Below are 14799 nucleotides of genomic sequence, written 5' to 3' on the forward strand. Positions count from 1 at the left end.
TCAGTTGTTCCGGATGGCGTTGGTGCGAATGGAACGGGGCAGTTCGGTGCTGTATTCCTTGCCCACGTCGATCAGCATGACGTCTCTCAGGATGTTGCGGCCAATCAGCAGGGCGTAGGTCAGGTGGGCCCGGTCACTGAGGGTGAATTCGGCCTTCTGCTCGTGGTCCCCGAGACGGAACTGAAGCTCGACCACGGCCCGTCGCTCGTAATCCTCTTCATTCGCCTGGATGATTCGCACGTTGCGAACGACTTTGCGCTCCAGTGTCTCGAAGGTCTCGTCCTTACCCGGAACGGGAATGTCAAACCTTACCCATTCCTGGCCATCTCTTTCAAAACGGCGAACATTGCGGGCATCCATGGAGGAGGTCTCCGCACCGCTGTCAATACGCGCGTCATAGATAAAGTTGGGACCGACCAGGAGGGCCTTTTCCACTTCACCGACGACCAGCTTGCCCTTCACCCGGTCGCTGGTACCTGTGTCTGTCGAAGGATCAACGGTGCACACCGGTGCCTTGGGAACAGGCGGGCATTCCGGCGGCTTTACCTTTTCGTTGATGGTGTCGAGAATCTGCCGGGTCGACTCACGCTGAAGCTCGGAAAGCTCCTGGTGGTGGCGGTCACCGGCGGTTTTCAGGTAGGCGAGGTCGGCGTTCTGGTCCGCGACCGATTGCTGGAGCCCCCGCATGTCATAGCGGTCCACCAGAACCGAGTCTGCAGCGCAGCCGGAAAGCAGGGTGGTGAGGGCGAGCAGTGTGGCTGCGAGCGATTTGGAGGTCGACAACATGGGATCTCTCTGACTGTCCAGGTCGCGCGGATTATACATGAACGGTCCCTCGTTCGGGTTTACGGTAACTTCACGATGGCCTGTGGCAGGCCTTCGATAATCGCCATGGCGGGGTTGATCGGTACCCGGTGACCAAACAGCCCTGTCGGCCACAGCGTTGAGGAATTCGCGTATAGTACTGGCAACCGTAAGTTGATGAAAAGCACAGGCCCGGAGATCGCAGGAGAACGTCGCCTTGAAGCCGTTGTGGGAACAGATTATCGATCAGCCCGTGGCGCTGATAATCGTTGTTGTACTTATTATTGTCGCCATTGCCCTGAGTATCCAGTTGAGTCGTGTCCGGCGTCAGATGTCGGAGGCAAGGGAGGCGCACCAGCAATCGGAACATGAACTGGCGCGCAGTCGGCACGACCAGGAGCTTCAACACCAGCGGCTGGAACAGGCAGAGTCCCGCGCGGCTGAATTAACGGAGCAGTTGCGGGAGCTTGAGCGGCGAGTGGAGTACTGGCGCAACCAGGCGAGCACACTTGAGCAGCGCAGCGCTACCCTGGAGGCGGAGAAACAGTCGGAGCACAATCGTGCAGAAAGCCTCGTTCGGGAACGCGAAGAACTCAGGGTCCGCCGGGATGAACTATCCGCCAGCCTGGAAGCGGCCCGGGTAAAGCTTCGGGAGCAGGACGTCACCATCGACAAGGAACGCAAGGCCACGACCGAGAAGCTGGAGCTGCTGGAGCGCAACCGGGACGCCCTCAAACACGAGTTCGAAAACCTTGCCAACCGCATCTTTGAACAGAAAAGCGAGCACTTCAGCAAGCAGACCCGTACCAGCCTGGACAGCCTGCTTAACCCCTTCCGTGACCAGATCCAGGACTTCCGCAAGCGAGTGGAGGACGTTTACACCACCGAGACCAAGGACCGGCAGGCCCTGCGCAGCGAGATCAAGTCGCTCCAGGACCTGAATCGCCAGATCACCGAGGAAGCTGCCAACCTCACCCGGGCACTCAAAGGTGACAAGAAAATCCAGGGCAACTGGGGGGAACTGATCCTGGAGCGGGTGCTGGAAAAATCCGGCCTGCGTAAGGGCGTGGAATACGACACCCAGGGCAGCTATCGGGACGGCGACGGCCAGCTGCTGCGCCCGGACGTGGTGGTGCACCTGCCAGACCAGCGCAACCTCATTATCGACTCCAAGGTATCGCTGCTGGCCTATCAGCAGTGGGTCACCGAGGAAGACGAGATCGAACGGGAAAACCATCTGAAGGCCCATGTGGAGGCCGTTCGGCAGCATATCCGCACCCTGAGCGAAAAGGACTACAGCCAGCTTAATGGCCTGCACTCGCCGGACTTTGTCCTTCTTTTCATGCCCATCGAACCGGCTTTCGTGGCGGCATTCCAGTATGACGAGAACCTGTTCGCGGAAGCATTCGAGAAAAAGATTATCGTAGTGACACCAACTACACTCCTCGCCACGCTGAGGACCATCGAGAACATCTGGCGGTACGAGCGCCAGAGTCAGAACGCCCGTAAAATTGCCGATCGCGCCGGTGCGGTCTATGACAAACTACGGGTATTCGTGGAAGCCATGGAGCGGATGGGCAGCCAGATCCAGACCGTGCAGACCACCTATGACGGCGCCATGAATACGCTGACCCGTGGCCGCGGTAACCTGATCTCACAAGCCAGCAAGTTTGTCGAACTGGGGGTGCGGGTGAAAAAGGAATTGCCACGGACGATTACCGAACAGGCAGATGCCGGTGGCGAAGACGATGACACGCCGGCGGCACTCGACAGGCAGTCGGACGAAGCGCCAGCAGGGGCCGGCGCAGAGCCGGGTGGGGCTGAAGGTCATGACCCCTCTACCGCGCAAGATTCCCAGGACGAACCGTCAGGCGAACATGAGGAGAATGACGATGTACTCAAGGATTAAGGTGCCGGGAAAGAAGCACATGGCTGGCCTGCTGCTGGCAGGCAGTCTGATGGTCACCGCTGTAACAGCCGTAGCCTTACCGCCGGAACACGAAATCCAGCGCCTGATGCTGGCGGTGGAAGAATCGGTAAAGGGTGAAAACTGGGGCCAGGCGGCTGAATACCTGAATCGCCTGCAGCGCATAGACGGAGAGAAGCCCGCAGAGTACCTGTACTACCGGGGTGAGGTCATGGCCCGTTCCGAGCACTACAACGAAGCCCTCTCTGCCCTGGAGAACTACGTAGCCGGCACCGGCGCTGACGGTAAGCATTATACCGACGCCCTCAAGCTTATTACCCGCATTGAACAGGAGCGCTCCAGTCAGTCAGGCCGCTCTGATCAGGGCGGGGACGAACCGGTAGCGGAGATTGCCCCGGCCGGTGCTGAAGCATCCGAAGGGCAGGGGTCGATGACCGGCGACGCCAGTCCGGGCGCCCTGGTAGCACGCCTCAACCGGCTCTTTGACCAGGCTGGCTGGCGCCGGGACGCCCGTCTGATTCGCGAGGGCAGCAGCCCGGATGTTCACTACCAGGTATCGGTCAACAATGGTGAACTGAGCTTCCGCGAAAGCCGCCAGGAAGACGGTCGTCGACAGCTGAGTACCATCACCCTGCCGGTCTACGGGATCAGCCCCATGATCGAATGGAGCTGTGAAAACGCAACGGAATCCTGCTGGATCTACGATCCCCGCGATAATTCGCGATTCCTCCGGCTCGGCAATGACCGCGACAAGGCCGATCAGCTGGCCAGTACCCTGGGTCAGCTGATCCGGCGGTTGCAGCGGCCTTCTGAAGGGCGTTGACCCTTGAGCTCAGGAAAACCTGGAAAAGTCGGGCTTCCGCTTCTCCATAAAGGCCTTGAACGCCTCCGCCGCTTCCGGCGACTTCAGCCGCTCTCCGAATAACTCGCCTTCGGCCAGCATTGCCTCCCGCAGCTCGGCTGTATTGCGACGGTTCAGCAGGCGCTTGGTGGCACGAACAGACGCTGGCGGCTGGGCAACCAGTTGGGCGCAGGCGGCCAACGCCTCTGACTCGGTGGCAGAAGGCTCGCAAACCCGGTTAATCAGTCCCAGTTCAGCGGCCTTGGGGGCATCAAACGTACCACCCAGCAGAAGCAACTCCGCCGCGCGAACCCGGCCCAGCCACTCCGGCAGCAACAAGCTCGAACCACCCTCCGGGCACAAGCCCAGGTTGGCGAACGGCATCTGGAAGGCCGTATTGTTGCCGGCGAACACCAGGTCACAATGCAGCAGCATGGTGGTACCAATGCCCACTGCGGGGCCATTGACCGCTGCGACGACCGGCTTCTCGGCTTTCGCCATACCGAACAGGAAACGTCCAACCGGGGAAGTTTCGAACTCACCCACCGGCCCGGCAGCGAAGTCAGACAGGTCATTACCCGCCGTAAAGCATTCCTCGGTACCGGTAATCAGGGTACAGCGAATGTTCGCATCGTTCTCTGCATTGCTAATCGCATCCGCCAGCGCGGCGTACATGGCCTGGCTGAGGGCATTCTTGCGGTCTGGGCGATTCAGTCGGGCGATCTGTACCTGGTCGCGGACTTCAATGACAACGTGTTCGCTCACGGAGGGCTCCTTCATACATTTTTTTATGGTGACCGGCTCGCGGCCTGCGACTTTGGTCGCGGTCCGGATTAAACCCCAGAACCACGGGCAGATGCAAAGTAGCAAGGTATCTGTATAAAACCTGACCCGGCTGGTAAACTGTGCGCCGTTTTTGTGGCGCGCCCTCCTGACTCTCGCCGGCCGCGCTTCCAACCGAACAACCGAAAAACTGATGAGACGCCTATGACCACCGTAATCCGCCAGGACGACCTGATCGAAAGCGTAGCGGACGCGCTGCAGTTCATTTCCTACTACCACCCCAAGGACTTTATCCAGGGCGTATACGAGGCCTACCAGAAGGAAGAGTCCCAGGCGGCCAAGGATGCCATGGCGCAGATCCTCATCAACTCCCGCATGTGCGCCCAGGGTCACCGCCCTATCTGCCAGGACACCGGCATCGTTACCGTATTCGTCAATATCGGTATGGACGTAAAGTTCGAATGCGACCAGCCGCTGGATGATGTCATCAACGAAGGTGTTCGCCGCGCCTACACCCATCCGGACAACGTGCTGCGGGCTTCCGTACTGGCGGACCCGGACGGCAAGCGGGAGAACACCAAGGACAATACGCCGGCCATCATCCACTACAAGATGGTGCCCGGTAACACCGTAGAGGTGCACGTAGCGGCCAAGGGCGGCGGGTCCGAGGCCAAGTCCAAGTTTGCCATGCTGAACCCGTCTGACTCGGTTGTGGACTGGGTGCTGAAGATGGTTCCGCAGATGGGCGCCGGCTGGTGTCCGCCGGGCATGCTGGGCATTGGTATTGGCGGTACCGCCGAGAAGGCAATGGAGCTGGCCAAGGAATCCCTGCTGGAGCCCATCGATATCCACGACCTGCAGGCTCGCGGTGCGTCCAACCGGGCTGAGGAGCTGCGCCTGGAGCTATTCGAGAAAGTCAACGAGCTGGGCATTGGCGCCCAGGGCCTGGGTGGCCTGACCACCGTGCTGGACGTGAAGGTGAAGGACTATCCCACCCACGCGGCGAACAAGCCCGTCGCTATCATCCCCAACTGTGCCGCCACCCGCCATGCGCACTTCGTGCTGGATGGTTCCGGCCCGTCATTGCAGACACCCCCGAGCCTGGACGACTGGCCGGAAATCACCTGGGAAGTCGGCGAGAACGTGCGCCGCGTGAACCTGGATACGGTGACTCCGGAAGACGTGAAGGACTGGCAGCCGGGTGAAACCGTGCTGCTCTCCGGCAAGATGCTCACCGGTCGTGATGCCGCCCACAAGAAGATGGTCGACATGATCGAGAAGGGCGAAGAGCTGCCGGTGGACCTTAAGGGCCGCTTTATCTACTACGTGGGTCCGGTAGACCCGGTACGCGAAGAAGTGGTTGGCCCGGCCGGCCCCACTACAGCCACCCGGATGGACAAGTTCACCCGCACCATGCTTGAGAAAACTGGCCTGACCGGCATGATCGGCAAGGCAGAGCGTGGCCAGGTGGCCATCGATGCCATCCGTGAATTTGGTGCGGTCTACCTGATGGCCGTTGGCGGCTCTGCCTACCTGGTCTCCAAGGCCATCAAGAAAGCGGAAGTGGTTGCCTTCCCGGAACTGGGTATGGAAGCCATCTACGAGTTCGAGGTAGAGGATATGCCGGTCACCGTCGCGGTGGACTCCCGTGGTACGTCTGTACACCAGACCGGCCCGGTGGAGTGGCACGACAAGATCATTGCTGCCAAGGCGGTTTGAATCTTAGCTGATGCACCCTTCGACGGGCTCAGGGTGAACGGCACTTACCGGGACCCTTCGACAAGCTCAGGGTGAACGGAGTTTGCCGGAACGCTGGGGGAGGCTCAGGATGAGCGGATTGGAATGACCGTTCGCCCTGAGCCTGTCGAAGGGCGTGATGCCGTGGCGAAATAGTCCATAAATCCGTTTACCTCGGTTCACGAAGAGCAACTGATACTCATACGCCGCCCCCAGTCCGGTGGCACCTGGGCATAGCGCACGTACTCCGGCTGTTCGTCAAAGGGCTGTTTCAGTACCGTCAGCAATTCGTCCAGTGGCGCGTAGTCACCCTCCCGCGCCGCTTCAATCACCTGCTGGGCCAGGTAGTTCCGCAGTATGTATTTCGGGTTCACCCGGCACATGGCCCGCTCCCGTTCTTCAGGCGTCAGTGATTCGCTCTCAAGGCGTCGTTCATATCGTTCCAGCCAGGCATCCGCCACGCTGCGGTCCACAAACAGGTCCCGCACCGGTCCCGGTCCCCGGGAGGGAAGGGTGGACAGGCCGCGGAAGAACCGGGTGTAGTCCACGCTGTGTTCATGGAGCATGCTGAAGGTGTCCATGATCAGGCCCTGGTCGTCCTCTGCCTCTCCGGACAAGCCGAGTTTCTCCCGCATCAGGGCCGGGAACACGCTGTTGTACGTGGTTTCGTATTCCCGCATGCTCCGGCGAAGGTCGTCCGTATCGATCAGCGACGACAGCGCATGGGCCAGGTACTGACAGTTGATGAAGCCGATTTCGGGCTGGCGGTTATAGGCATAGCGACCGCCCTGGTCGGTGTGGTTGCAGATATAGCGGGCGTCGAAGTCATCAAGGAACGCATAGGGTCCGTAATCGAAGGTGTCGCCGATGATCGACATGTTGTCGGAGTTCATCACCCCGTGGCAGAAGCCCACTACCTGCCATTGTGAAATCGTTCGGGCGGTACGGCGTACCACTTCGCCAAAGAAGGCCGGATATCGCTCGGCTGCCGGCAGCTCGGCCAGATCCGGAAAGTGATAGCCAATGGTGTGATCCGCCAGGGTCCTGACCGCCTCCGGCCCCAGGTGGTTGGCCGCGTATTCGAAGTGGCCAAAGCGGATATGGGTATCGGCTACCCGCACCAGGGCAGCTGCAGTCTCGATGGTTTCCCGACGTACCGGCTCGTTGGATGACACCAGGAACAGGGCCCGGGTCGTCGGAATGCCCAGGTAATACATCGCTTCGCTGCACAGGTATTCGCGGATGGTCGAGCGCAGCACCGCCCGCCCATCGCCAAAGCGGGAGTAGGGGGTCTGGCCAGCGCCCTTCAGGTGCCAGTCCCGAATGCGGCCGTCCGGGTCCTGTGTCTCCCACAGCAGAAGGCCACGGCCGTCCCCAAGCTCCGGGTTGTACATGCCGAACTGGTGGCCGGTGTACTTCATGGCCACCGGCTCCATGCCTTCCAGTAAGGCACGGCCAGCGCCGATCTCGGCCCAGTCTTCCGGGGAATCCACCGACAGCCCCATTTCCCCGGCCAGGTCCTTGTTGAAATGCACCAGTCTGACGTTGCCCCGCAGGGGTGTTGGCTGGACATGACTGTAGAAGGTATCTGGTAATTCGAGGTACCGCCGGGTTGTCTGTATGCCGCTGAATGCTGTCATAAGGGAACTGGCCGGTGCCGACTGGCTGTAGGCCATTCTCCTCCTATACTGGTGGATGTACTACTGGTGCAAGTACCGGGGCAAACGGGGTCGCTGGTACGGAACCTGCTTTTCTACAGGAAGACGTAAACGCCTGGAGCCGAAGCCATGCCGAACACAGATACCGATGATGCCCTCGAAGCCCTGATGAACCAGCACCGGTTACCGCCGGAATACCGCCGTACCGTCAGCGATATAATCGAGCCCCTTGCCCTGTCACTCTATCAGGCCAGCAAGGACTCGGACACACCCCTGGTCGTGGGCATCCACGGTGCCCAGGGCACCGGCAAATCCACCCTGACGGATTTCTTGCGGGTATTGCTCGCTTATCGCTACCGCTGTCCTACCGCAAGCCTGTCACTGGATGACATCTACCATACCCGGGAGACCCGCAGTGAGCTGGCCAGTGAGGTCCACCCGATGCTGGCTACCCGCGGCGTTCCAGGCACCCATGACCTGCCGCTCGGCAACAGGGTATTGGATGAACTGGTGGCCGCCAACGCCGGATCCCGCACCCCCATGCCGGTTTTCAACAAGGCCCTGGACGACCGGGAGCCGGAGGAGAACTGGCCCCTGTTTATCGGCCATCCGGAGATCATCCTGGTGGAAGGCTGGTGTCTTGGGGCATTGCCCCAGTCTGAGGAAAAACTCGCTACGCCATTAAACGACCTGGAAAGGAACGACGATGCCGACGGCCGCTGGCGGCGTTACGTCAACCAGCAGCTGGACGGTCCTTACAAGGATTTCTTCGAGCGCCTGGACCTGCTGATCATGATGAAGGCGCCGTCGTTCGATGCGGTAAAACGCTGGCGCACCGAACAGGAGCACAAGCTGGCGGAGCGCTACCGGGCTGCACCGAAAGTGGGCGAAGAAAGTGGCCGGCCCGCACCACAAGTGCGCATTATGGGAGATGCCGAACTGGAACGCTTTGTCATGCACTACGAACGTATCACCCGGCACTGCCTGGACGAGATGCCCGCCCGGGCAGACGTGCTGCTGGAGTTGGACGAAGACCACACCCTGACCCGGGCCTGAGGCCATGTTTGGGCCGGCACTGATCCTGTTCAGCGACCTGGACGGTACGCTCCTGGACCATGACACCTACGACTGGTCGCCGGCACAGCCTGCACTGAAGCAGCTGGCGGCACTGGAAGTCCCGCTGGTACTGACGTCCAGCAAGACCCGGGGGGAAATGGAAGCGCTTCGGCGAGCGATGGGTAATCACCACCCCTTTATCGTGGAGAACGGCGCCGCCACGGTGATACCGAAGGACTACTTCGAGGCAGGGCCGGAACAGGTCACCTGCCTGGGGGCCGGCCGTGTTGACATCCTCACCCATCTGCGACGGCTCAGGGGGCAGGGTTTCCGGTTTACCGGCTTTGCGGATATGACGGATGCAGACGTCGCCAATCACACCGGGCTGGACCTGAACGGCGCCGGTAAGGCCAGGGACCGGGTTGCCACGGAACCATTGCTCTGGCAGGGCTCGGAGGCAGACCTGGCGGCCTTTCGGCTGGCCCTGGAGGCTGCAGGACTTCAGCTGCTCGCCGGGGGGCGTTTTCTCCACGTGATGGGCCAGTTCGACAAGGCGGATGCCATGGCACAACTGACCCAACGCTACCGTACCCGCTGGCCAGGCAGGAGCTGGCAAACCGTGGCCCTGGGGGACAGCCCCAACGACCAGGCCATGCTTGCTGGCGCGGACCTTGCAGTGGTCATGGCAGGCCCCGGCGCAAACCGGATCGAGCTGCCGCCAGGTCACCGGGTCATCCGGTCGCAACAGCCAGGCCCGTTGGGCTGGAACCAGTGTGTACTGGACATCCTTCAGAGCTACGACGACCACTGAGTGACAGCCCGGCAATGACCCTCAATCACCCTCGATCACAACAAGGAGAGCCCGCATGGGGGATTTCTACCAGAATGGTATTGTCACCACACTGCATAATCTGACCCGCCGACCGGTGGAGGACCTGGAGCGGGAGCTGCTCACCTTCAGTAAAACCCGCCCTATGGGCCTGGTATTGCCTTCCCTCTATTCCGAACTGGAAGGCCCGGCCCTGGCCAATATCGTTGAAGAGCTCAAGGCGGTGCCCTACCTGGACCAGATTGTCATCGGGCTGGACCGTGCCGATGAAGGCCAGTATCGCCATGCCATGGAGTACTTCTCGGGCCTGCCCCAGAACGTCAAGGTACTCTGGAACGACGGGCCCAGGCTGAAGGCCATCGATGAAAAACTTCGGGAGCAGGGCCTGGCGCCATCCGAGATGGGCAAGGGGCGCAATGTCTGGTTCTGCTTCGGATATATGCTGGCCTCCGGCCAGGTCAAATCCATTGCCCTGCATGACTGCGATATTCTCACCTATTCCCGCGACCTGCTGGCCCGGCTGATCTATCCGGTGGCCAATCCGTCGTTCAACTATATGTTCTGCAAGGGTTACTACGCCCGGATATCCGACAGCAGCATGAATGGACGGGTCAGTCGCCTGCTGGTGACGCCGTTGCTGCGGGCCCTGAAGAAGGTGTGCGGGCAGCGGGACTTCCTGGATTACATGGACAGCTTCCGTTACCCCCTGGCCGGGGAGTTCTCCCTGCGAAGGGACGTGATCACCGACCTGAGGATCCCCAGTGACTGGGGCCTGGAAATCGGAGTGCTGTCGGAGATGCGCCGCAACTACGCCACCAACCGGATCTGTCAGGTGGACATCGCGGATAACTATGACCACAAGCACCAGGACCTGTCACCGGATGACGCCAGTAAAGGCCTGTCCAAGATGAGCCTGGACATCTGCAAGGCCCTGTTCCGCAAACTGGCCACCAACGGCGAAGTGCTCTCCACCGAGGAGTTCCGCACGATCAAGGCCACCTACTACCGCATTGCCCTGGATTTTATCGAGACCTACCAGAACGATGCCCTCATCAACGGCCTGACCATCGACCGACATCGGGAGGAGAAGGCTGTCGAGATGTTCGCCAGCAACGTGATGGATGCGGGCAACTACTTCCTGGAAAACCCCATGGACGCGCCTTTCATTCCCAGCTGGAGCCGGGTGGCCAGCGCGTTACCGAACCTGATGGACGAACTGGTCGAAGCGGTGGAGCTGGATAACCGGGATTTCGCGCCATGACCGATACCCTGACCAACAAGCTTGCGGGCATGCTGCAGCAGATTTACCCCGCGCTGGATGTGCAGTGGCTGGCGGATGGGCTTCTGGGTGCCATGGGCCTGGCAGAGGATACCCAGGGGCCGCCAGCGCACCAGAATAACTGGGACGAATCCGATGTTCTGCTGATCACCTACGGCGACAGTGTGCAGCGGCCAGGGGAGAAGCCTCTGCGGACACTGAAGCAGTTCCTCGACGACTGCCTGGCGGACACCATCAGCGGTGTCCATGTCCTGCCATTCTTTCCGTACAGTTCGGACGATGGCTTCTCGGTGATGGACTACCGGGCGGTGAACGAATCCCTGGGGGACTGGGAGGATATCCGGGCCATTGCCAGTGATTACAAGCTCATGGCCGACCTGGTGATCAACCACATGTCTGCCCGCAGCCGCTGGTTCGAGAATTTCCGCCGCCGCGAGCATCCGGGCAAGGACTATTTCTTCGAAGCGGACCCGACCCGGGACCTGAGTGAGGTTGTTCGCCCCCGCACCTCACCCCTGCTGGTGCCGGTGCAGACCGAGGACGGTGAGCGCTACGTGTGGTGCACCTTCAGTGAGGACCAGGTGGACCTGAATTTCGCCAACCCCCAGGTACTGGTCGAGTTCGTCCAGATCATGCGGTTCTACCTGGAGCAGGGGGTGCGCATCTTCCGGCTGGATGCGGTGGCCTTTCTCTGGAAGGAGCCAGGCACGTCCTGCATTCACCTGCAGCAGACCCATGAGATCATCAAGGTGCTGCGACTGCTGGTGGAGCACCACACGCCGGAAGCCATCCTGATCACCGAAACCAACGTGCCCAACCGGGAGAACCTGACCTACTTCGGCAACGCCAACGAAGCCCATGTCATCTATAACTTCTCGCTGCCCCCGTTGCTGATCAACACCCTGGTCAGCGGCAACTGCCGCCACCTGAAAACCTGGCTGATGAGCATGCCCCCGGCGCAGATGGGCACCACCTACCTGAACTTTATCGCCTCCCATGATGGCATTGGGTTGCGACCTACCGATGGCCTGCTGACGGATGATGAGAAACAGGCACTGATACACTGCCTGGAAACCTTCGGAGGTAAGGTGTCCTACCGGCGCCTGGCCGCCGGTGGTAACCAGCCCTACGAAATTAACATTGCCCTGTGGGATGCCCTGAAGGGCACCGAGGAGAGCGGGCCGGACCAGTGGCAGCTGCAACGGTTTCTCTGTGCCCATGCCATCATGCTGGCCCTGGAAGGACTCCCCGCGTTCTATATTCACAGCCTGCTGGGAACCGGCAACGACTACGCCCGGGTAGAGCACACCGGCCGCCTGCGTTCCATCAACCGCAGCCAGTGGGACCTGGAAACCCTGGAGCGGGAGCTGGACAACCCCATGAGCCGGCACAACCAGGTATTCCATCAGCTCAAACGACTGATCGCCATCCGCCGCAAACAGCCGGCTTTTCATCCCAACGCCACGCAGTTCACCCTTCACCTGGGGCTGAAAATCTTCGGCTTCTGGCGCCAGAGCATGCGGCGGGACCAGTCCATTTTCTGTATCCACAACATCACCGACGAGGTGCAGCAGGTGGCGCTGGCGGATATCAACCTGATCGGTACTGACCACTGGCGGGACCTGATCAGCGGACTGGAAATTGATGACCTCTCCGGTAGCCTGACCCTGAAACCGTACCAGGCAGTGTGGCTGGCGAACCGCTGAGCCCCGAAAATGGGGCTAAAGAGTGGGCTAAAGAGTGGGGTAAGAGAGCGGGGCGACAACCGGTCGCGGGATGAATACACTGGGGCGTTTATCCTGGCCACGGTGCAATCGCCATGACAGATCCGAAACGCATCCTGTTGCTATCCGGCTACGACGCCGGCAGCCACCGCCGCTGGCGGGACCAGTTACTGGCAGCTCTGCCGGACTACCACTGGCAGGTGCTGGCGCTGCCGCCCCGGTTCTTTCGCTGGCGGATACGGGGCAATCCCCTGAGCTGGCTGGGTGAACCGCTGTTGCAGGAGCCTTGGGACATGATCCTGGCGACCTCCATGGTGGACCTGGCCACCCTTAAGGGACTGAACCCCCAACTGGCTCGTACTCCATCCATCCTGTACATGCACGAAAACCAGTTTGCCTACCCGGATTCCGGTCGCCAGCACTCCAGTGTGGAGCCGGCGATGGTGAATCTGTACAGTGCGCTGGCCGCTGACCGGGTGCTGTTCAACAGTGCCTGGAACCGCAACAGCTTTCTGCACGGTGCCTTCCGGTTTATCGATCAGATGCCGGACCGGCTGCCGCCGGATATGACCGCGTCCATCGAAGAGAAGTCCCGGGTGGTACCGGTACCGATTGATGACCGCCTGTTCGTCACACGAAGCACGGTTCCAAACTGGGAAGTGCCGCACCTGCTTTGGAACCACCGCTGGGAATACGACAAGGGTCCGGAGCGGCTATTATACCTGCTAAGGGAGCTGCGCCGGCGGGAGCAACCTTTCCGCCTGAGTGTCGTTGGGGAGCAGTTCCGGCAGCAGCCCGGAGCCTTCAGCCAGGTCCGGGAGGAGTTTGGCACTCACCTGGATAACTGGGGTTTTCTGGAGCGGCGAGGGGACTACGACCAGTTGCTGGCGAGCGCCGATGTCGTAGTGAGCACCGCACTGCATGATTTCCAGGGCCTGGCCATGCTGGAAGCCATGGCCTCCGGTTGCCTGGCGCTGGCGCCCCGGCGCCTGGCCTATCCGGAGTATGTACCGCAATCCCAGTGCTATGAGGGCCACGAGGACGACCCCCACGCGGAGGCGCGGGCGGCGGCGGATACCCTGCAAACCCTGCTGGCTCAAAGGCCTGCACCGGTCAGACCCGAAGACTGGCGAACCTCACGCCTGTTGGTGGACTATCGCCGGCAAATCCAGGAGATTATTGGCCCTTCAGTCTGATCCGCTCACCACACTGCGGTTACGGCCTGCTTTCTTGGCCCGGTAAAGGGCTTCGTCGGCCTGCTGCAGCCACTGCATGTAGTTTTCCGCGCTATCTGTCAGCTTCACAAGCCCCATGCTTACCGTGCAGTGGATCGGTCCGTGGTCCGTCTCGACGGCCGTTTCAGCGATGGTTTCGCGGATACGCTCGCAGATCACCAGTGCCCCGTCGATGTCGGTCTCTGGCAGGATGATGGCGAATTCCTCTCCGCCGTACCGACCCGGGCGGTCCGCCTGTCGCAGGGCTTCGCGGGTGATAAGGGCGACCTCTCGAATCACCTCGTCGCCGATCAGGTGACCGTGGGTGTCATTGATAGGCTTAAAGTGGTCGATGTCGAACATCACCAGCACCGTATTGTGGCCATAGCGGCGGTAGCGCTCGAACTCCGCATCCAGCAGGTTTTCCCAGGTGCCCCGGTTGAGCAGACCGGTCAGACGATCGGTGGAGCTTAGCCGCTCGAGCTGCTTGTTGGCGTGTTCCAGGGCGCGGCGGCCGCTGGCTATGTCGGTAACGTCATAGATCATCAGGCAAACCTGTTCCACCTGGCCGTCCGGTCCGGTCAGCGGGCTGATGGTCAGGTTCTGGAACATGTATTCCTCAGTGCCGGTCACCGGGCGGGTATTACGGAACCGGAACAGGTAGGGGCGCTGCTCCCAGGAGGTAAAGGTGCGGGTGTTCAGGGTAATCACCGACTGAACCTTGCGGATTAGCCAGGCCCTGGGCAGCTCCGGAAACTGCTCGAACAGGGACTGTCCGAGCAGGCGGCTGGCGTTGACGCCGCTGTGGTTTTCCATAAAGCCGTTCCACATCTGTACCCGGTAGTCCAGGTCGATCACCACCAGGCCGACTTCGATGGACTCCAGCAAGGTAACCAGGCTGTGATAACCGGTGGCGTCCGTTGTTTCAGCCATACATGCTCCCGTGA

Annotated in this window: 12 protein-coding genes; 8 read left to right on the forward strand and 4 right to left on the reverse strand. The window is 60.8% G+C overall.

The window, feature by feature from the left end; all coding sequences use genetic code 11:
• Nucleotides 1–825: an ATP-dependent zinc protease family protein gene (locus tag BM036_RS06350; RefSeq protein WP_245742506.1), complete on the reverse strand. Its 825-nt coding sequence runs from the start codon at nt 823–825 to the stop codon at nt 1–3.
• A gap of 310 nt (nt 826–1135) precedes the next feature.
• Here BM036_RS06350 and BM036_RS06355 point away from each other — a divergent pair, with 310 nt between their 5' ends.
• Together BM036_RS06355 and BM036_RS06360 are read left to right on the forward strand one after the other, a co-directional pair.
• Nucleotides 1136–2713: a DNA recombination protein RmuC gene (locus BM036_RS06355; protein ID WP_177186016.1), complete on the forward strand. Its 1578-nt coding sequence runs from the start codon at nt 1136–1138 to the stop codon at nt 2711–2713.
• A complete protein-coding gene (locus tag BM036_RS06360) occupies nt 2697–3554 on the forward strand; it encodes a hypothetical protein (protein WP_143066573.1) in 858 nt (285 codons plus the stop codon). Before BM036_RS06355 ends, BM036_RS06360 begins: the two co-directional genes overlap by 17 nt.
• A gap of 9 nt (nt 3555–3563) precedes the next feature.
• Here BM036_RS06360 and BM036_RS06365 read toward each other — a convergent pair whose 3' ends face one another.
• The gene (locus tag BM036_RS06365; RefSeq protein ID WP_091849613.1) at nt 3564–4337 is read right to left on the reverse strand and encodes an enoyl-CoA hydratase; all 774 of its coding nucleotides are present in this window, start codon (nt 4335–4337) and stop codon (nt 3564–3566) included.
• Nucleotides 4338–4559: 222 nt separating this feature from the next.
• On the opposite strand from BM036_RS06365, the gene BM036_RS06370 reads away from it, so the two are divergent.
• Nucleotides 4560–6074 (forward strand): fumarate hydratase, encoded by a 1515-nt coding sequence (locus tag BM036_RS06370; RefSeq protein WP_091849615.1) that lies wholly within the window; start codon nt 4560–4562, stop codon nt 6072–6074.
• Between the two features lie 197 nt (nt 6075–6271).
• On the opposite strand, the gene BM036_RS06375 is transcribed toward BM036_RS06370, so the two are convergent.
• On the reverse strand, nt 6272–7732 hold the full coding sequence (locus tag BM036_RS06375) for a protein adenylyltransferase SelO (protein ID WP_091849768.1): 1461 nt from the start codon (nt 7730–7732) through the stop codon (nt 6272–6274).
• Nucleotides 7733–7879: 147 nt separating this feature from the next.
• Here BM036_RS06375 and BM036_RS06380 point away from each other — a divergent pair, with 147 nt between their 5' ends.
• The 5 genes from BM036_RS06380 (at nt 7880) to BM036_RS06400 (ending at nt 13834) form a co-directional block, all read left to right on the forward strand.
• Complete coding sequence (locus BM036_RS06380; RefSeq protein ID WP_091849617.1) at nt 7880–8806, forward strand: hypothetical protein; 927 nt, start codon at nt 7880–7882, stop codon at nt 8804–8806.
• A 4-nt stretch (nt 8807–8810) separates the two neighbouring features.
• Nucleotides 8811–9617: an HAD-IIB family hydrolase gene (locus tag BM036_RS06385; RefSeq protein WP_091849619.1), complete on the forward strand. Its 807-nt coding sequence runs from the start codon at nt 8811–8813 to the stop codon at nt 9615–9617.
• Between the two features lie 55 nt (nt 9618–9672).
• Entirely contained in the window at nt 9673–10896 is a 1224-nt protein-coding gene (locus BM036_RS06390; protein ID WP_091849621.1) for a glycosyltransferase family protein, read from the forward strand.
• Entirely contained in the window at nt 10893–12620 is a 1728-nt protein-coding gene (locus BM036_RS06395; RefSeq protein WP_091849623.1) for an alpha-amylase family glycosyl hydrolase, read from the forward strand. Before BM036_RS06390 ends, BM036_RS06395 begins: the two co-directional genes overlap by 4 nt.
• A gap of 113 nt (nt 12621–12733) precedes the next feature.
• Nucleotides 12734–13834 (forward strand): tRNA-queuosine alpha-mannosyltransferase domain-containing protein, encoded by a 1101-nt coding sequence (locus tag BM036_RS06400; RefSeq protein WP_091849625.1) that lies wholly within the window; start codon nt 12734–12736, stop codon nt 13832–13834.
• Here BM036_RS06400 and BM036_RS06405 read toward each other — a convergent pair.
• Nucleotides 13826–14785 carry a sensor domain-containing diguanylate cyclase gene (locus tag BM036_RS06405; RefSeq protein WP_091849627.1) on the reverse strand — a complete coding sequence of 320 codons (960 nt, stop codon included), beginning with the start codon at nt 14783–14785 and terminating at the stop codon, nt 13826–13828. The two genes, BM036_RS06400 and BM036_RS06405, sit on opposite strands and share 9 nt — an antisense overlap.
• Between the last annotated feature and the right edge of the window lie 14 nt (nt 14786–14799).

This window comes from Marinobacter segnicrescens, assembly GCF_900111555.1.
Taxonomy (GTDB): Bacteria; Pseudomonadota; Gammaproteobacteria; order Pseudomonadales; family Oleiphilaceae; genus Marinobacter; species Marinobacter segnicrescens.